The organism is Sneathiella sp., assembly GCF_047631475.1.
Classification (GTDB): domain Bacteria; phylum Pseudomonadota; class Alphaproteobacteria; order Sneathiellales; family Sneathiellaceae; genus Sneathiella.
The window spans coordinates 45,675-63,493 of sequence record NZ_JBLHZT010000019.1 but is presented as its reverse complement, the minus strand read 5'-3'; the positions used below and the strand labels follow the sequence as shown (position 1 = coordinate 63,493).

Below are 17,819 nucleotides of genomic sequence, written 5' to 3'. Positions count from 1 at the left end.
TAAGACTTTGTTCCTAGTCTTCGATTTTGACAAAAAGCACCTAATATTCTGTTAATTGCATCAAATTTTACAGACCTCCTTTATCTATGAATGTGTTAGGAAGGGGCTGAACTAAGAAATCATCCTTAAAGGTGTCATTTTGAGCAGTAAAAAAGTAGTTATTTACACAGATGGAGCATGTTCTGGAAATCCTGGTCCGGGCGGATGGGGCGCGATGCTGGAATGTGACGGTAAAATTAAGGAAATATGCGGCGGCGAAGCTGATACCACAAATAACCGTATGGAATTAACAGCGGCTATTAAAGCATTGGACGCCCTTAAACGCGCATCAGTTGTCGAACTGCATACGGATAGCACGTATGTCAAGGATGGCATTACGAAATGGATGGTAAACTGGAAAAAGAACGGCTGGAAAACGGCCGCCAAGAAACCGGTTAAGAACAAGGATCTGTGGGTCCTGCTGGACGACGCCATTGCCCGCCATCAAATTGAATGGAAATGGGTCAAGGGGCATGCGGGTGTCCCCGGCAACGAAAAAGCTGATGAACTCGCAAACCAGGGAATGGAAACAGTTCGATAAAAAAAGGGAAGAGCAAGCTCTTCCCCCGTTCGTCATATACTAAGAATATATCTTACAGCTGGCCGAGCAGAGTTTCTGCATCAGAAACTTCGAAACCACCTGTTTCTTCCAGGTTGAGCTGTTTCACTGTTCCGTCTTCAACCAGCATTGAATAACGGCGAGAGCGAACACCAAGACCAGCGCCGGACGCGTCAAATTCAACGGACATTGCTTTTGTGAATGCAGCATCTGGATCGGCGAGCATGCGAACTTCACCTGCGGCTTGCGCCTGACCCCATGCAGCCATCACAAAAGGATCGTTGACGGACAGGCAAATCACCTCATCCACACCTTTTGACTTGAGAGACTCAAGATTATCAACAAAACCTGGAAGATGTTTTGCAGAACATGTTGGGGTATAGGCGCCCGGAACAGCAAATAAAGCAACCGTCTTACCGCCAAAAATTTCCTCAACAGAGAGTTTTGCTGGACCGCTTCCGGTCATTTCCATCAATTCACCTGCTGGAAGTTTATCGCCTACTTTGATTGTCATACTTTATTCCCTATGTGGTAGTTTGTTTTCTTTACTCGAGTTTACAGACCTTGCCTTGTAACCTGGCTGATCCGCATAATCCAATGGATCTATTTAACAGTTATTTGGCCTTCAACAGCAACCCCCTTATCGAGAATTGTCGCGGTTATTTTCCGCCCTTTCAAAGGTGATCCTTTGCGTGCAAGGTCGGCTGTCGCTGTAAAAACCAGATAGCCCGCTGTTTGATTAGTGGTCTTGGGCGAAATCTGGAAAAAATCACCTTGTTCCCCTTCGAGGATTAAAGCCGGATTATTAAACTGAAGGTCAGACTTGATTGTAATCATCAGTTCCTGTGATCCGTTTGATTTAACCTTCATATCATGAACCTGGTTTGACATCGACAGTAACAACGGAACCCGCTCAGCAAATAATTTTATTAGCGGCGCATCCTTCGATGTTACGGCAGGCCCTTGGGGCAGACTGAGGGCAACTTCCTGTTTCACTGGGATGCAGACCATCTCGCATACACCGTAAAACACATCCAGATTGGCCCGGACGGCGTGCCCCGGCTGCTTTAACGTCACCCTTAACGGGAAGACAACTTCATCCTTGTACCCCCAGGATGAAAGACCAGCACTGCTAAACTCAATAGGTTTGGGCCAAAGAACTTCGACTTTCTCGATATTTTGCGACCCTGACCAATTAAACTGCGGCGGGATACCGGCATCCCCCGGACTTCGCCAATAGGTCTTCCAGCCCTTATTCAACGCAATATGCAGTCCCATCATGATAACTGCATCATCACCGACGGCCTGAACGTCTGAAATCAGGTTTGTTTTTGATACCTGCCCTTGCGCAGCAAACGCCAGTAAAGATAAAAATAAAACGCTGAAAGAAGTGACGGTTCCGATAAAAACCAGAATTTTCTTCTTCATTTTTTAAAAGCCCAGCACCAGATTAATAGTTATTGAGTTCGTAATGCTTTAAAATATAGGGCAATATGCTCAGGTTGCACGTCACAATTATTTCATCGATATGATGAGGGTTAAACACAAAAACTAAAGTGAGATCATGACAGGCACAAAAATTGATACAGGATATCTCGAAGGTCAAATACTGGTCGCAATGCCCACAATGCCTGACCCGCGGTTCAAACGCTCCATCATTCTGCTCTGCTCGCATACCGAAGACGGTGCCATGGGCATTGTTTTAAACAAAGATCTAGGCGTCCTTTCCTTTAAGGAATTACTCGACCAACTTGATATTCCGGTTACCGCCAGGTCAAATAATCCACATATCCACTTTGGCGGCCCGGTTGAAACAGAACGGGGCTTTGTCCTTCATTCGACAGATCTTGTGCACGAAACAACAATTCCAATTGGTCAAGGCATTGCCCTCACCGCGACGTTGGACATGCTCCAATGCATGGCAGAAGGAAATGGGCCGGACAGCAGTTTTCTTGCCTTAGGGTATTCTGGATGGGGACCCGGTCAGCTGGAACAGGAAATTCAGGGAAATGGCTGGCTGGTTGTCGAAGCCGATAGTGATCTGGTTTTTGGTGAGCAACTGGAAAACAAGTGGCAAGCAGCAATTAACAAGCTGGGTTTTGACCCGGGTCTCTTATCTTCTGACCTTGGTCACGCCTGAGTGTCAGTGCTGTTAATTTTATCTGATTCCAGCAACGCAAAAAGAAGATGATCCTGCCAGGTTCCATTGATGCATAGATACTCGCGTGCACGCCCTTCCTCTATGAAACCGACTTTTCTCAACAAGGATCCACTGGCTGCATTCTCTGGAACACAGGCGGCCTCAACACGCCTCAATCCGTGATGCTCAAAAATAAACGGCAGCAAGGCGCATAACGCCTCGAACATGTAACCTTTTCGGATATAAGGCAACCCAGTCCAATAACCAATGCTTCCGGTTTGCGAAACACCCCGCCGTATATTGCTCAGCGTTATGCTACCGATCAGGTGATGATTGTCTTTTCGAAACAGAAAATAGGCATGACCGATATCTTCGCGCGCATCCCGCGCGTAATGCCGAAGCCGCGCCTTAAAATTCACTTTGCTGAGATTATTGGGTGACCAGACAGGCTCCCACGGGACCAGATGGTCCCGGCTGATCGTCCGAACCGCAGACCATTGCTGCCAGTCTGACAGCCTTGGATAGCGGATATAAAGCCGGTCGGACACAACCGGCTTTTGGGCGCCAAAATATAAAAACCTGTTGATTACATTCAAATCATCCAAAGACATTTCCTTTGGGTAAGACGGGCAGACGAGCCAGAAAAAGCCTAGCCTGCAAATCTTGCCGCAAAGTGGTCGAATTTATCAAGATTTTTAATTGGTCCCAGACCCGCAATCGTTGGAGAAACGTTACAAAACAGCCTTTTTGCCACTTTTTGCAGATGCTCCGGCGTAACCGCTTCGATCTTTTCAGAAATTTCCTGAGGAGAAATAACACGATCATAGATCAACATTTGGCGGGCATGGACTTCGCATCTGGCCGCAGGACTCTCCTGCCCCATCAACAGCGCCGCTTTATGTTGTGCACGGGCACGGGCAACCTCTGCCTCTGTGATATCAGTGGTTGCGCGAATTAATTCATCACAGATAACACCGCCCAGTTCACCAATCTGTTCCGCGCCGGTTCCTGCATATACCGTGAATAACCCTGCATCCGCAAAAGAAGACGAAAAAGCAAAAACGGAATAGCATAGCCCTCTTTTTTCCCGCACTTCCTGAAACAAACGCGATGACATCCCACCGCCCAGCAGCCCGGATAAAACCTGAACTGCATAAAAATCTTCGTCCTGATAGGAAAGCCCTGGCACGGACAGTGCAAAATGAACCTGTTCCAGATCTCGCTCTTCACGGAAGTCACCACCGGTATAACGGGCGTCTTCCATCCCTGTTTGGCCCTCTTTTGCAAGACCAGAGAACATATCCTCTGCCATGCGGACCAATTCGTCATGGTCAACCGCACCGGAAGCGCTTAGAACAAGCTTCGGGGCCAAATAGCGATCTTTCATATATCCAGAAACTGTCTCGCGCGTAAAACCACGAACCCGCTCTGCAGTTCCCAAGATAGAACGTCCCACCGCCTGATTTGCATAGGCAGTTTCCTGAAGATGATCAAAAATGATATCGTCCGGTGTATCATTTGTTTGGCCGATTTCCTGAACAATCACTTCTTTTTCACGGATCAGCTCATCCTGATCGAAGGTTGAATGCTGCAATATGTCAGACAGTATCTCTGTCGCAAGCCCCAGATCATCTTTTAGAACGCGCGCATAGTACGCGGTTTGATCACGGCTTGTGTAAGCGTTTAAATGACCGCCAACGGCCTCGATACTTTCGGCAATATCATACGCGGAACGGGATTCCGTTCCCTTGAATGCCATATGCTCAAGAACATGGGAGATGCCATTTTGCTCCGGTGTCTCATGGCGGGCCCCGGTGTCAACCCAGACACCAACAGCAGATGTTTCAAGGTTGGGCATGGGATCAGAAATGACCCGCATCCCATTTTCTAGCGTAGAAACCTGAAGGTTCATTCGATAACTTTCTGTCAATCAGCGCTTAAAATACGCGCCCGTTCTCTAATATAGGTTTGCAGGGAGGAAAGATCATTAGGCAGATGATCCATTTTTTCTTCCCGTTCAAATAAATCGGCCATATGTGCCGGTAACTTGGGATAATGCCCTGTCGCTTTTTCTACGGCAGCCGGGAATTTAGCAGGATGAGCCGTCGCTAACGTCACCATTGGCGTTTTCACATTCCTACGGCAGTCCGCCGCGGCTTTCAGGCCGACAGCAGTATGCGGGTCAACCAGTTTGCCATTTTCCTTCAAGGTTTTTGCAATCACATTCAATGTCTCCTGCTCGTCGCATTTTGCGGCCGAGAAAGTAGCGTTATTGAGTTGTGACATATTAACGGTAAATCCTCCGTCTTCATCCAGTTGCCGCATCATCTCTTTCACGGCAGCTCCATCCTGCCCGTAAAGATCAAACAGAAAACGTTCAAAGTTACTGGAAACCTGAATATCCATACTGGGACTAATGGTGGGATCAACACCTTCTTTGATATATTCGCCCGTATTAAAAAACCGTGACAGAATATCATTCCGGTTTGTCGCTACGATCAATTGTTCAATCGGCAAGCCCATTTTAGCCGCGCAGTAACCGGCATAAATATCACCAAAATTTCCACTTGGCACCGAATATGAAATGGCCCGCTCTGGTCCTCCCAGACTAATAGCCGTGGTAAAATAATAGACGATTTGCGCCATAACACGGGCCCAGTTAATGGAATTCACAGCGGATACCGCATACTGATCCCGAAAATCCAGATCGTTAAACAAGGCTTTTACTAGCGCCTGACAGTCATCAAAATCACCATCAACAGCAATATTGTGCACGTTACTGTCCAAGACAGTCGTCATTTGACGGCGCTGTACATCAGACACCCGTCCGGCAGGATGCAGGATAAAAATATCTACCGCATCCCGGCCCCGGCAGGCTTCAATCGCAGCAGAGCCTGTATCCCCGGATGTCGCCCCGACAATCGTTACTTTTTTGTTTTTCCGGCCAAGCAGGTGATCATAGAGCAGCCCCAACAGTTGCAACGCCACATCCTTAAAAGCCAAGGTCGGGCCGTGATACAGCTCCATCAGAAAATCGTTGGCATCCAGCTGGGACAGAGGAACAACGGCTTTATGGGAGAAAGCCCCATATGCCTTTTCCGTCATCTGCCTGAAATCAGACGAGCTCACGCTGTCGCCAAGGAAAGGTTGAAGAACAATCGCTGCAACCTCTGCATAACTTTTACCAGAAAGATCGCGAATTTCCTGATGAGACATCTGCGGCCAGGTTTCCGGAACATACAACCCACCGTCTCTGGCCAGACCAGTTAAAACCACCTCTTCAAAATTTAACGCTGGTGCTTCCCCGCGTGTACTTATGTATCGCACCGTGTCTCTCCAGTTAAGAATTGCGGCCTCAAATCAAACAGCCTAATGTTCTATACTTAAATTCAGCAGATTTACAGGTAAATTAGCCTTTAAGATAACGATCAGTCAGATGGGCTTTAAAGGCTTCTGTCCCCATTTTTTTACCAGTGGCGTCTTCCAACATCTGATCGGTGCTTTTAAGACTTCCCATTTGATGAACATGTTTTTTCAGCCAGTCGACAAGCGGTTCAAATTTACCGGCTCTGATGTCGGCGTGCATGTCTGAAAGGTCATTTCTTGCAGCTTCAAACAATTGTGCCGCAGCCAGTGCACCCATTGTATAAGTCGGGAAATAACCGATCGCCCCTCCTGGCCAATGAATATCCTGAAGACAGCCTAGCCGATCATTGGGCGGCGTTACGCCCAGCAAACTCATCATCCCTTCATTCCAAGCACCCGGCAGGTCTTTGACTTTCAAATCCCCGGATAAAAGCGCCTTTTCCAATCGATACCGTAAAATAACATGAAGAGGATAGGTTACTTCATCCGCGTCTACCCGAATGAAACCCCTCTCCACACGATGATAAAACTGTTTCAGATTTGCAAATGTCCAATTTTCACCCTCTCCCTTAAACGCATCGCGAATAATTGGGATTGCGTATTGGAGAAATTCCGAACCTCGAGAAAGCTGCATCTCAATCAGAAGAGACTGGCTTTCATGCATCGCCATGCCACGAGCCTGACCAACCGGTTGATGGCGCCATTTAAGCGGCAAATTCTGCTCGTACAGGGCATGACCCGTTTCATGCAGCGTTCCCATAAGGCTTTGTGTGAAATCATCCTCTTCATAACGGGTCGTTAGCCTGACATCGTCTGGTGTTCCGCCTGTAAACGGATGGTGGCTTGTATCGAGACGCCCGTGATTAAAATCAAAGGTCAACGCCCTCATAAATGCTTCGCCCAGATCGCGCTGAACCTCGATCGGAAAAGGCCCTTCGGGTTTTTCTCCGCGGCCATTTACGCGTTGTTTTTCCAAAACTTGATCTAGGAAACCCGGTAAAAAAGCCCCTAAATCGTCAAATAGGACATCAATTACCTCTGCGGTACAGCCGGGTTCAAACTGATCAAGCAGCGCATCATAAGCCGTGACACCGAAGGCCTCTGCTTTCGCCAAAGCCATTTCCTGCGTCAAGGAAACAACCTTTTCCAATTCTTCTTGCAAGACTGAAAAGTCGTTTTCTTCGCGCGCCGCGCGCCAGGTCATTTCGCATTGTGACGTTGCTCGGGACAACGCCTCAACCAACGAGCCGTCAACAGCGTTCCCGTGGCGCCATTGGTTATTCATTTCCTTCAGGTTCGCTGTTTGCCAGTCATCAAGGGTTTCAGAAGAAGCCTCTTCCAGCCAGTTTTCCACGGCTGGCCCCTTCAACAATTCATGAGACATAAGGCCAAGCGTTGCCAATTGTTCTGACCGGCTTTCCGCGCCGCCGTCTGGCATCATGACGGCGTTGTCCCAATGAAGAATGGCACTCGCCCCCGAAAGAACAGACCGCTTGTGAAAAAGTTGTTCTAATTTCGCGTATGCAGACATACTTGGATCTCTAATCCTTTTTCTTGGCTTTACCGATACCGTAAAAAATGTAAATCGCCAGCATTGCCGCTGCAAGGCCCAGCCAGGTAATGAAATATTCCAAATGATTATTGGGTATGGAGATACGCGTTTGCCCGCCAATTGGCCATCCGCCTGGAACAGGAGTTGCGTCAAGTTCAATAAAAAACGGTGCGGCCTCCACATTTTGATGCGCCGCCATTTGGGCAAGATCGCCATACAGCCAGACATTGGTTGACCGGTTATTATCCGGCAGAAAATCATAACTTTTCGTCCAGGGTTTCCGAACAACCCCTGTGACCTTCACAACGCCGCTTAATAAGCCTTCAGTCCGGTTTTCAGGGTCCTTGAACCCTTCGTTCACCCAACCCCGATTAACCAGATAGATTTGCCCGGTTTCAGCCCGTTTAAAGGGAGTTATAATCTGAAACCCCTTACGCCCTTTGTCGGCATGGCTGAAAAGGTGAATTTCCTTTTCGTGAAGAAATTCTCCGCGCAGGCGAACCTTGCGGTGTTCCCATTCAGAAAGCGCAACGTCGCCGGTTGGCAAATCAACCGGGTCCAGGGCCAATTGAGCTGACAAATGGTCAATCAATTCTACCTTCCAGGCGTAACGGTTTAGCTGCCAGATGCTTAAAGTGAGCAGCACGATAACAATGGGAATAGTCATGACCGTAGGCCAAAAACCGGGAGAAAAATTTTTCATGATATGGGACTTACGTCTTTGGTTCAAAATTGAGACTTACCATAGGGTACTCTGATTTCCATTTAAAGACCCGGCATGGCAATTACAATGAATTTCAATGCACAAAAAAACAGGCCCCTCGGCAATAGAGAGGCCTGTTTTTATTTGATCTGCGTGAACAGCAGTTGCAGGAATGTTGTTCTGCGCAGCTTTTCAGTATCAACCTGGCGTTAGCCGCCCGGAAGGGAAAGGCGCCTTAGGCACCCCACCAGTAAATGGCGGCGAACAAGAACAACCATACCACGTCAACAAAGTGCCAATACCAGGCAGCAGCTTCAAAGCCGAAATGGTGTTTTTCAGTAAAGTGGCCTTTAGTCGCCCGGATCAAACAGATCAACAAGAAGATCGTTCCGATCAAAACGTGCGCACCATGGAAGCCAGTGGCCATATAGAAGGTTGACGCATAAATTCCGTCAGTAAACCCGAAGGCCGCGTGAGAATACTCATATCCCTGAACGACTGAGAAAACTGCACCCAGGATCACTGTTAGAACAAGGCCCTGAATAAGGCCCTTGCGATCACCATGCTGCAAAGCGTGGTGAGCCCATGTCACTGTTGTACCGGAGGTGAGCAGAATCAGTGTATTCACAAAGGGAAGTGACCATGGATTGAAAGTTTCAATACCCTCTGGTGGCCAAACGCTACCAATGGCTTCCGTTGGGAAAAAGGCCGCATTAAAATAGGCCCAGAACCAAGCAACAAAGAACATAACCTCTGATGCAATAAACATGATCATGCCATAGCGAAGTCCAAGTTGGACAACAGGTGTATGGTGTCCTTGATGCTCGCCTTCCTTGACGACATCGCGCCACCAGGCATAGGCGGTATACAGCAACACGATCATACCGATGGTGAATATAGCAAAGCCCTTATCGTGCATCCACATAACCGCGCCGATCGCAGTAATAAATGCTGACAAAGATGCCAATGCCGGCCATGGGCTCGGATCGACGAGATGGTAATCATGTTGTTTGGCGTGTGAATCTGCCATCTTCAACTCCTGCAATCTAACCGGATTCCCCCCGGTTTTATCAATAGGACCCCCAAAAGGGTTAGTTAGTCTCTACGGCCTTTTTTGCCGCGTTATCAACGCTGGAAACAGTCTCTTCCTCAGTTTCTTCTTCCGGCTCTATCGGAAAGAACGTGTAGGACAAGGTGATTGTTTCCACTTCTTTTGTATTCGGATCACTGGCGATTTCCGGATCGACAAAGAATGTCACCGGCATATCTACCCGTTGCCCCGGCTTCAAGGTTTGCTCAGTAAAACAAAAACAATCAATCTTTGTAAAATACTGGCCAACTTTTTGCGGCGTCACATTAAAGGATGCCGTTCCCGTAATCGTCTGATCAGTCGGGTTATAGGCTTCATAAAAAGCCAATCCCGTCTGGCCAATCTTTAACGTAATTGTTTTTTTGACCGGTTTGAATTCCCACGGCATTTTCCGCGATGTGTTCGCATCAAACCCGACAGTAATCTCCCGTTCCAGAATCACATCTGACGCAATAGACGCCTGTTGCGTCGTTCCGCCATATCCCGTAACACGGCAAAATAAATCGTATAGTGGGACAGCGGCATAAGCCATCCCCACCATGCCCGCAGCCAGTCCAACAAGAACGATAGCTAGGCGTTTCGATTTTTTTGCAGTCTCCGTCGTCATCCACCAGCTCCCGTCATTTTCACAACAGTGATGAGGTAAAAAAGAATAACGAGGGCAAACAGAATGCCGCCGACAACCAGATTGCGATTACGCATTTTTTTGCGTTCATCGTCCTCAGCCATTTTACAAAATGCCTTTCACGATGTTTTCACCAAGCAATATGGCGAAAATTAAAAAGAGGTACAGAAGAGAAAAAGCAAAAAGCTGTTTCGCGCTTTTCTCGTCTTTCTTAACCCAGACCTTTAACGCACCGAACAGGAAGATACCGCCCAGAATTGCCGATCCAATACCATAGAAAAGACCTGCATATCCCAGAAAATAAGGCATCACAGCCACTGGGAACAGCAGAACACTATAGATAACAACCTGCTTGCGGGTCGCTTCCCGGCCAGCTACAACCGGCAACATAGGAACACCGGCCTTCGCGTAATCGATATCCCGCCACAAGGACAGCGCCCAAAAATGTGGAGGTGTCCACATAAAGATAATGGCGAAGAGAACAATCGATTCAATGCTGACATCACCGGTCACAGAAGCCCACCCGATCATGGGAGGAAAAGCGCCGGCTGCGCCGCCAATAACAATATTTTGCGGCGTCCGACGTTTCAGCCACATTGTGTAGACGAAAATGTAGAACCCGATGGTGATCGCCAGCAATGCTGCCGCCACCAGATTAATTGCGAGCCCCATCAAAACGACGGAAGCAACTGATAGGCTTACGCCAACAGCCAAAGCCTCGTTCGCCGTTACCTTTCCAGACGGTACAGGACGGTTCTTTGTCCGCTCCATAACCTGATCGATATCGGCATCATACCACATATTAATCGCACCGGATGCGCCTGCCCCAACCGCGATGCAAAGCAACGCTGTGAATGCAAGAACAGGATGCAAAGAACCCGGTGCAACGGCCAATCCGACCAAGCCGGTGAACACGACAAGCGACATCACCCTTGGTTTCAAGAGTGCAAAATAGTCACTTGCTCGCGCCGATGAATAATCAGCGCGAGCTTCTGTGTCCCGAATGATACTTGTGTCAGACACCAAGCACTCCGTCGTTACTTAATTACAGGCAGTTCATTGAACTGATGGAAAGGTGGTGGTGACGTCAACGTCCACTCTAAAGTCGTTGCGCCTTCACCCCATGGATTATCAGCTGCTTTCTCGCCGCGCATGAAAGCATGCAGGACAGTGAACAGGAAGATAACCACACCGAACGCTGAAATATACGAACCGTAAGAGGCGATCGCATTAAATCCAGCAAATGCATCCGGATAATCAGGAATACGACGAGGCATTCCGGCAAGTCCGAGGAAATGCATTGGGAAGAAAATCATGTTCACGCCGATAAACGTAACCGCGAAATGCAGTTTGGCGAGGGTTTCGGAATAATTATAACCCGTCATTTTGCCAAACCAGTAATAAATACCGGCAAAAATGGCAAATACCGCACCAAGGCTCAGCACATAATGGAAGTGAGCAACAACATAATAGGTATCATGCAAAATCACATCCAGACCGCCATTGGCCAGAACCACACCGGTCACACCACCCAAGGTAAACAGGAAGATAAAGCCAAGAGCCCAGATCATTGGTGCTTTAAATTCAATGGAGCCGCCCCACATGGTCGCAATCCAAGAGAAGATTTTCACGCCAGTCGGAACCGCAATCACAAGAGTTGCACCCAGGAAATACGCCCGCGTATCAACGCTCATACCGACCGTATACATGTGGTGAGCCCACACGATAAAGCCGACACCACCGATAGCAACCATCGCATATGCCATACCCAAATAACCGAATACAGGTTTGCGGCTGAAGGTCGAGACGATCTGACTGATGATACCAAAACCTGGAAGGATCATGATATACACTTCAGGATGTCCAAAGAACCAGAAAAGATGCTGGAACAGGATTGGATCTCCACCCCCTTCAGGAACGAAAAAGTTTGTTCCGAAATTACGGTCTGTCAGCAACATTGTGATCGCGCCGGCAAGAACAGGCAAAGACAGAAGAAGCAGGAAGGCCGTAACCAGAACTGACCAGACAAACAGCGGCATCTTATGCATGGTCATACCAGGTGCACGCATGTTGAAGATGGTTGTAATGAAGTTGATGGCACCCAGAATTGATGATGCACCAGCGACGTGCAGGCTGAGGATTGCAAAATCCACTGCCATACCAGGCTGACCTGCGGAGGACGCGAGCGGCGGATACATTGTCCAGCCACCGCCAACACCATCTGCACCGGCCGGACCTTCCACAAAGATGGAGATCAACAGAAGACCAAGCGCAGGCGGCAATAGCCAGAATGAAATATTATTCATTCGCGGGAAGGCCATATCCGGTGCCCCGATCATCAGAGGGACGATCCAGTTACCAAAACCGCCAATCACGGCTGGCATCACCATAAAGAACACCATGATCAGGCCATGGCCTGTCACGACAACATTGAAAAAATGGTAGTTCCCGTTCAGGAACTGGTCACCCGGCATCTGAAGTTCAGCCCGGATAAAGACAGACATTGCACCACCGATAATACCCGCGATAACCGCGAATATAAGATACATGGTTCCAATATCTTTATGGTTTGTTGAATAAACCCAGCGTTTCCAACCTCTGGGAGTATGGTCATCATGAGCTGCTGCTGCACCATAAGCCATGTTAATTGCCTCTCTCTAACGGATTATTGTGTGACAGCAGATGCGTCGGCGATTTTCAAAGCCTCCCCACCCGCGCTCGCGAATTCTTCTTTCGCTTTTACAAGCCAAGCTTTGTAGTCTTCTTTGCTGACAGCTTTCACCATAATCGGCATGAAGCCATGGCGGGCGCCGCACAACTCAGAGCACTGACCGTAATACATGCCTTCTTTCTCAATCCGCATCCAAGTTTCGTTAAGACGGCCCGGAACGGCATCCATCTTGACGCCAAATGCTGGCATTGCCCAAGAATGAAGAACATCTTCCGCTGTGACCAGCAGTCGAATATTTGTATCAATCGGAAGAACAATTGTATTGTCAGTTGCCAACAACCGTGGCTGACCTTCTTTAAGTTCGTCTTCTTCAAGCATCACAGCTTCAAAAGCGAGATTATCTTCGTCGACATACTCATAACCCCAGTACCACTGATAACCAATGGCTTTAATGGTCATGTCAGCTTTTTCGACACGATCTGCATAATAGAGGAGTTTGAAAGAAGGTACCGCGATGGCGATAAGGATCAGGATCGGCACTACCGTCCAGACAAATTCAATCAATGTGTTGTGCGATGTTTTCGAAGGCGTTGGATTGGCCTTCCGATTAAATCGAATAACAACATAGACAAGAAGAAGAAGCACAAAAAGCGTAATGGCCGTGATAATGACCAATAGCAGATTGTGAAAATCATTCATTTGGTGAGCAACTGGGGAGAATGCATCCTGAAATCCCAATTGCCATGGAGTAGCCTGTCCTTGGGCCGCAACGGCGTTCCCCATTGTCAGCGCCGATACTGCAAAAGCAGCAAATAGGGCGACAATTTTTTTAACCATAGCCATCATTTATTCCCGTTTCTAATCGCTTTCTTAGCTCAGCAAATCCTTACTCCAGTCACAGAGGGATTTGTGATCATGCCTTATTTATAGCCAGTCTGTTGACGCAAATCAAAATTGATTCAGATCAAGTTGGTGCGGAAACTACACGAACGACCATCAACAGAACAAGCCTTAGACTGGATTTATCTGTATTTTTACACTCAAGACTCTTCTTATATGCTGCAAAATAATAACAATAACACCATAAAAACAACAACTTAAACAATCACGGGCATTCCCATCCCGACATGGACGAACTCGCTGATTTACCGCCTTTTTGTCAAGTTGTGACATTTTGACGCATCTTTAACCCGATAACAACACCGCAAGTACTTGAATCGTTGCCTCTATTAACACTCACCCTCGACATTTCGCTAAGAAAACCACATATTTAACAAAAGGCCTATCCGGGCTTGGAAAAATGCTGAAATGGAGCGTAAGCGTGACAGACATCAAAACTGCCGACAATTTATTCTTTACCGGTACCGATATGGATCGCGGTTCGGTCGAAAAAATCGTGTCGGCTTCTCTCGACGGGGCAGATGACGGGGAACTGTTTCTGGAATACCGACAGTCAGAGGGGTTCTCTTTTGACGATGGCCGCCTGAAAAGTGCCAGTTTTGATACAACACAAGGATTTGGCCTGCGCGCTGTTTCTGGTGAAGCCACCGGTTTTGCCCACGCCTCCGAGCTTAGTGAAAGAGCCATCAAAGCCGCCTCTGACACAGTGAAAGCTGTATCGACAGGTCATAGCGGCAGCATCGCAATGCCCCCCGCAGGCTCTAACAGTTCCTTATATTCAGACGATAACCCGCTGCAGAACATCCCTTTTGACGCAAAAGTAAAAACCCTTGCAGAGATCGATGCTTATGCTCGGGCAAAAGACAGTCGTGTGGTGCAGGTTTCAGCCTCTCTGGCGGGATCCTGGCAAGGCGTTGAGATAATTCGAAGCGGCGGCGAGCGAAGCGGTGATATCCGTCCCTTGGTGCGTTTGAATGTTTCTGTCGTTGTTGAACAGAATGGTCGCCGGGAAAGCGGCAGTCATGGCATGGGCGGACGCACAGGCTATGATTTTTATCTGGAAGAAGAAACCTGGCAATCGGCCGTTGATGAGGCCCTTCGACAGGCAATTGTCAATCTGGACGCCGTGGACGCGCCTGCAGGCGAGATGGATGTGATTGTCGGGCCGGGCTGGCCAGGTATTATCCTGCATGAAGCCGTTGGACACGGCCTTGAAGGGGATTTCAATCGCAAAAAGACATCTGTCTTCTCTGATTTAATGGGTAAACGGGTCGCCTCTAAGGGGGTCACAGTCGTTGACGACGGCACCATTCCAGACCGACGTGGATCGCTGACGGTTGACGATGAAGGCACCGCCAGCAGCTGCACAACACTCATCGAAGACGGCATCCTTGTAGGATATATGCAGGACCGGCAGAATGCCCGGCTTATGGGCGTGGAGCCAACCGGCAACGGCCGGCGGGAAAGCTTTGCCCATTTGCCTATGCCGCGCATGACAAATACATACATGCTTGGCGGAGATCAGGATGCTGGTGAAATTCTTTCCTCCGTCAAGAAGGGGCTCTATACCGTTAATTTTGGCGGCGGGCAGGTTGACATCACCTCTGGCAAGTTTGTGTTCTCCTGTACAGAGGCCTACCTGATTGAAGATGGCAAATTGACCGCTCCGGTTAAAGGAGCAACCCTCATCGGTACCGGCAGTGAAGCCCTTAAGAAAGTAAAAGCCATTGGGAATGATATGGCATTGGATAGCGGTATCGGCACATGCGGAAAAGCTGGACAAAGTGTCCCCGTCGGTGTTGGCCAGCCTACCATGCTTCTGGGTGGCCTTACTGTCGGCGGCACCGCCAGCTAGATGGTTCTAAAGCGCAAACGACTGTTGGTGGGCGGGTTCATTCTATGCCTGTTGATGGCTGTTGGACCGGCCACATCGTTTGCACAAAACAACATCTGGCTTCCCCCCGGCAGCATAACATCCAGTGAAGACGCTTCAGTCGGTGAAATAACAAAAAAAACGGTTCAGTTCAAAGGTCCAGCCCTTTTAGGCCGCCTTCTTTTCAAAAGCCCCTCTCTTTTAGGGGAAAAGGCTGTCCGTATTGGATTGGCCTGCAATAGCTGTCACCCGGCAGGGCATGTAAATACAGGGTTTTACATATCTGGACTTTCGGACAAACCCGGGCATATCGACGTGACCCATGGCTTTTGGAATGCGGCGTCAGAGGATGGTATTTTCAACCCGCGGAAAATTCCAAGCCTGCGCGGCATAAGAGATACAGCCCCATACGGAACAGGCCCTACATTGCCAGACTTACCTGCCTTTACACGTCATGTCATAGTCGATGAATTTGCCGGGCCTGCCCCTTCCACACAGTCATTGGATGCATTGGTTTCCTATCTGTTACTTCTGGAAAAACAGACAGGCACCGACATGATTGTACAACCCCCCTTCCCGCCTGTAGCCGATCTTGTTTCGCTGTTAGCCCCAACGCTGCAAGCAGGCGATAAAAGGGCCTATACTCTTGTAGGTGATTTGATTATTGAAGAGCTGGGGCGCCAGATTAATGAAGAAAACAGGCAAGGCTACACCCAACTTGCCCGCGCCATAAAAAAAATGCGCCCGTTTGCATCAGGCGCATCTTTAAACGAAAGGCAGACGCATTATGAACGCCTCCTGTCACTCAGCCGACAGTTAGATAAACCTTAGTAAGCGTAATCCTTGAACACGGGATCGATGGACCCGTTCCACGCCCCATTATACAAGGCCAGCATTTCTTCTGCAGGCGTAATACCCGTTTCAACGGTCGTTTTTAGCGCGTTCAGGAAATGAGTTTCATCCTCTCCAAAACTATCAAGTTTCTTACGGGCTTTCAGTCCCGCTGAGGAGATATCCAGAATGTCAGCAGCAAGATCGCGAACGGTTCGGCCATCCGGTGTTTTCGTCTGCAAAGCTGTTGTAATAACGCCATCACGGAGGGATTGACGCTCTTCCTCTGTCCAATTTTTCACCAGATCCCAAGCCGCGTTTAGCGCACCATCATCATACAGCAATCCCACCCAGAACGCAGGCAAGGCGCATAAACGCCGCCAAGGCCCACCGTCAGCGCCACGCATTTCAAGGAATCGTTTCATGCGGACTTCCGGAAAGATCGTTGTTAAATGGTTATCCCAGTCCACAAGACTTGGCTTTTCACCTGGCAACCCGGGAAGGCGTCCATCCATGAAATCGCGGAACGACTGCCCCGAAACGTCAATATATTCGCCATTTCGATAGACGAAGTACATCGGCACATCCAGCGCATAATCCACATACTGTTCAAACGAAAAGTTATCTTCGAACACAAAGGGAAGCATACCTGTCCGATCAGGATCTGTATCGGTCCAGATAAAGCTTCGGTGGCTCAGATGACCGTTGGGCTTTCCTTGGGTGAAAGGCGAGTTGGCAAAGAGGGCAGTTGCAACTGGTTGCAACGCCAGACTGGTTCTGAATTTTTTAATCATGTCCGCTTCAGAGCCATAATCAAGATTAACCTGAACCGTACATGAGCGGAACATCATGTCCAGACCATGCTGGCCACGGGTCGGCATGTAATTTTTCATGATCTGATAACGGCCCTTGGGCATCATTGGTGTCTCGTCCAATGACCATTTCGGGCTGAAACCCAACCCAAGAAAGCCCACGCCAATTTCATCGCCAACTTCACGAACCTGCGCCAGATGTGTATGCACTTCTGTACAGGTCTGATGAAGTGTTTCCAATGCTTCGCCAGACAATTCCAGCTGACCGCCGGGCTCAAGGCTAACGCTGTAACCTTTCATGGTCAGCGCGATAACATTGTCCCCTTCATAGTCGGGTTGCCATCCAAAACGCTGCAAGCCTTCGAGCATAGCGCGGATACCGGACGGTCCGTCATAAGGGAGCGGTTCCAGTGTTTCCAGATTGAAACCAAATTTTTCGTGTTCAGTGCCGATACGCCAAGCTTCTTTTGGTTTGCATCCACTTTCCGCAAACTCCACCAGTTGAGCTTTCCCGGTGATCTCTACCACGTCACCTTTCGCAGGTCCGGACATGTTCTTCCTTTCAAAAAGTTCTGGCCGGACTTTTACGCCCAAACACCGACCGCATTTTTTATGAAGTAATCCATTGAATATAATGCTTCAAGTCTTAATCCATTTA

At 48.6% G+C, this 17,819-nt stretch carries 18 protein-coding genes; 4 read left to right on the top strand and 14 right to left on the bottom strand.

What is annotated here, in order from left to right:
- Positions 1–139: 139 nt before the first annotated feature.
- The gene (rnhA, locus tag ACJAYR_RS09840) at positions 140–580 is read left to right on the top strand and encodes a ribonuclease HI (RefSeq protein WP_415236447.1); all 441 of its coding nucleotides are present in this window, start codon (positions 140–142) and stop codon (positions 578–580) included.
- 52 nt (positions 581–632) lie between these two features.
- Here rnhA and ACJAYR_RS09835 read toward each other — a convergent pair whose 3' ends face one another.
- Both ACJAYR_RS09835 and ACJAYR_RS09830 read right to left on the bottom strand, forming a co-directional pair.
- Positions 633–1,112, bottom strand: coding sequence for a peroxiredoxin (locus tag ACJAYR_RS09835; RefSeq protein ID WP_169544551.1), 480 nt, complete (start codon positions 1,110–1,112; stop codon positions 633–635).
- An 89-nt stretch (positions 1,113–1,201) separates the two neighbouring features.
- Entirely contained in the window at positions 1,202–2,026 is an 825-nt protein-coding gene (locus ACJAYR_RS09830; RefSeq protein WP_415236446.1) for a protein-disulfide reductase DsbD domain-containing protein, read from the bottom strand.
- A gap of 136 nt (positions 2,027–2,162) precedes the next feature.
- Here ACJAYR_RS09830 and ACJAYR_RS09825 point away from each other — a divergent pair, with 136 nt between their 5' ends.
- Positions 2,163–2,738, top strand: a complete 576-nt coding sequence (locus ACJAYR_RS09825; protein ID WP_415236445.1) for a YqgE/AlgH family protein — start codon at positions 2,163–2,165, stop codon at positions 2,736–2,738.
- On the opposite strand, the gene ACJAYR_RS09820 is transcribed toward ACJAYR_RS09825, so the two are convergent.
- The 11 genes from ACJAYR_RS09820 to coxB form a co-directional block, all read right to left on the bottom strand.
- On the bottom strand, positions 2,729–3,343 hold the full coding sequence (locus tag ACJAYR_RS09820; protein WP_415236444.1) for a GNAT family N-acetyltransferase: 615 nt from the start codon (positions 3,341–3,343) through the stop codon (positions 2,729–2,731). The genes ACJAYR_RS09825 and ACJAYR_RS09820 overlap by 10 nt on opposite strands.
- Before the next feature lie 44 nt (positions 3,344–3,387).
- Complete coding sequence (locus ACJAYR_RS09815; protein ID WP_415236443.1) at positions 3,388–4,650, bottom strand: M16 family metallopeptidase; 1,263 nt, start codon at positions 4,648–4,650, stop codon at positions 3,388–3,390.
- A gap of 14 nt (positions 4,651–4,664) precedes the next feature.
- Positions 4,665–6,065 (bottom strand): threonine synthase, encoded by a 1,401-nt coding sequence (thrC, locus tag ACJAYR_RS09810; protein ID WP_415236442.1) that lies wholly within the window; start codon positions 6,063–6,065, stop codon positions 4,665–4,667.
- A gap of 82 nt (positions 6,066–6,147) precedes the next feature.
- Complete coding sequence (locus ACJAYR_RS09805) at positions 6,148–7,635, bottom strand: carboxypeptidase M32 (protein WP_415236441.1); 1,488 nt, start codon at positions 7,633–7,635, stop codon at positions 6,148–6,150.
- A gap of 10 nt (positions 7,636–7,645) precedes the next feature.
- Positions 7,646–8,323 carry an SURF1 family protein gene (locus tag ACJAYR_RS09800; protein ID WP_415236440.1) on the bottom strand — a complete coding sequence of 226 codons (678 nt, stop codon included), beginning with the start codon at positions 8,321–8,323 and terminating at the stop codon, positions 7,646–7,648.
- A gap of 271 nt (positions 8,324–8,594) precedes the next feature.
- Positions 8,595–9,389 carry a cytochrome c oxidase subunit 3 gene (locus ACJAYR_RS09795; RefSeq protein ID WP_415236439.1) on the bottom strand — a complete coding sequence of 265 codons (795 nt, stop codon included), beginning with the start codon at positions 9,387–9,389 and terminating at the stop codon, positions 8,595–8,597.
- 61 nt (positions 9,390–9,450) lie between these two features.
- Positions 9,451–10,056: a cytochrome c oxidase assembly protein gene (locus ACJAYR_RS09790; RefSeq protein ID WP_415236438.1), complete on the bottom strand. Its 606-nt coding sequence runs from the start codon at positions 10,054–10,056 to the stop codon at positions 9,451–9,453.
- Entirely contained in the window at positions 10,053–10,178 is a 126-nt protein-coding gene (locus ACJAYR_RS09785; RefSeq protein WP_267177796.1) for a hypothetical protein, read from the bottom strand. The genes ACJAYR_RS09790 and ACJAYR_RS09785 overlap by 4 nt, the downstream gene beginning before the upstream one ends.
- A 1-nt stretch (position 10,179) precedes the next feature.
- Positions 10,180–11,097 carry a heme o synthase gene (locus tag ACJAYR_RS09780; protein ID WP_169544541.1) on the bottom strand — a complete coding sequence of 306 codons (918 nt, stop codon included), beginning with the start codon at positions 11,095–11,097 and terminating at the stop codon, positions 10,180–10,182.
- A 14-nt stretch (positions 11,098–11,111) separates the two neighbouring features.
- Positions 11,112–12,716 carry a cytochrome c oxidase subunit I gene (gene ctaD / locus ACJAYR_RS09775; protein WP_415236437.1) on the bottom strand — a complete coding sequence of 535 codons (1,605 nt, stop codon included), beginning with the start codon at positions 12,714–12,716 and terminating at the stop codon, positions 11,112–11,114.
- 23 nt (positions 12,717–12,739) lie between these two features.
- Positions 12,740–13,582: a cytochrome c oxidase subunit II gene (gene coxB, locus ACJAYR_RS09770; RefSeq protein ID WP_415236436.1), complete on the bottom strand. Its 843-nt coding sequence runs from the start codon at positions 13,580–13,582 to the stop codon at positions 12,740–12,742.
- A gap of 484 nt (positions 13,583–14,066) precedes the next feature.
- Between coxB and tldD the strand changes: the two genes are divergently transcribed.
- Positions 14,067–15,500, top strand: a complete 1,434-nt coding sequence (gene tldD / locus ACJAYR_RS09765) for a metalloprotease TldD (protein ID WP_415236435.1) — start codon at positions 14,067–14,069, stop codon at positions 15,498–15,500.
- Positions 15,501–16,349 carry a hypothetical protein gene (locus ACJAYR_RS09760; protein WP_415236434.1) on the top strand — a complete coding sequence of 283 codons (849 nt, stop codon included), beginning with the start codon at positions 15,501–15,503 and terminating at the stop codon, positions 16,347–16,349. It begins immediately after the preceding gene.
- Here the strand turns inward: ACJAYR_RS09760 and ACJAYR_RS09755 are convergent.
- Positions 16,346–17,713 (bottom strand): glutamate--cysteine ligase, encoded by a 1,368-nt coding sequence (locus ACJAYR_RS09755; protein WP_415236433.1) that lies wholly within the window; start codon positions 17,711–17,713, stop codon positions 16,346–16,348. The two genes, ACJAYR_RS09760 and ACJAYR_RS09755, sit on opposite strands and share 4 nt — an antisense overlap.
- Positions 17,714–17,819 lie beyond the last annotated feature (106 nt).

What these genes read in the sequence shown, in the direction of transcription:
- ACJAYR_RS09790 (WP_415236438.1), bottom strand. Translation starts at nt 10,056, where the DNA reads ATGACGACGGAGACTGCAAAAAAATCGAAACGCCTAGCTATCGTTCTT.
- ACJAYR_RS09825 (WP_415236445.1), top strand. Translation starts at nt 2,163, where the DNA reads ATGACAGGCACAAAAATTGATACAGGATATCTCGAAGGTCAAATACTG.
- ACJAYR_RS09805 (WP_415236441.1), bottom strand. Translation starts at nt 7,635, where the DNA reads ATGTCTGCATACGCGAAATTAGAACAACTTTTTCACAAGCGGTCTGTT.
- ACJAYR_RS09800 (WP_415236440.1), bottom strand. Translation starts at nt 8,323, where the DNA reads ATGACTATTCCCATTGTTATCGTGCTGCTCACTTTAAGCATCTGGCAG.
- ACJAYR_RS09755 (WP_415236433.1), bottom strand. Translation starts at nt 17,713, where the DNA reads ATGTCCGGACCTGCGAAAGGTGACGTGGTAGAGATCACCGGGAAAGCT.
- ACJAYR_RS09830 (WP_415236446.1), bottom strand. Translation starts at nt 2,026, where the DNA reads ATGAAGAAGAAAATTCTGGTTTTTATCGGAACCGTCACTTCTTTCAGC.
- ACJAYR_RS09815 (WP_415236443.1), bottom strand. Translation starts at nt 4,650, where the DNA reads ATGAACCTTCAGGTTTCTACGCTAGAAAATGGGATGCGGGTCATTTCT.
- ACJAYR_RS09760 (WP_415236434.1), top strand. Translation starts at nt 15,501, where the DNA reads ATGGTTCTAAAGCGCAAACGACTGTTGGTGGGCGGGTTCATTCTATGC.
- ctaD (WP_415236437.1), bottom strand. Translation starts at nt 12,716, where the DNA reads ATGGCTTATGGTGCAGCAGCAGCTCATGATGACCATACTCCCAGAGGT.
- ACJAYR_RS09835 (WP_169544551.1), bottom strand. Translation starts at nt 1,112, where the DNA reads ATGACAATCAAAGTAGGCGATAAACTTCCAGCAGGTGAATTGATGGAA.
- ACJAYR_RS09795 (WP_415236439.1), bottom strand. Translation starts at nt 9,389, where the DNA reads ATGGCAGATTCACACGCCAAACAACATGATTACCATCTCGTCGATCCG.
- ACJAYR_RS09785 (WP_267177796.1), bottom strand. Translation starts at nt 10,178, where the DNA reads ATGGCTGAGGACGATGAACGCAAAAAAATGCGTAATCGCAATCTGGTT.
- coxB (WP_415236436.1), bottom strand. Translation starts at nt 13,582, where the DNA reads ATGGTTAAAAAAATTGTCGCCCTATTTGCTGCTTTTGCAGTATCGGCG.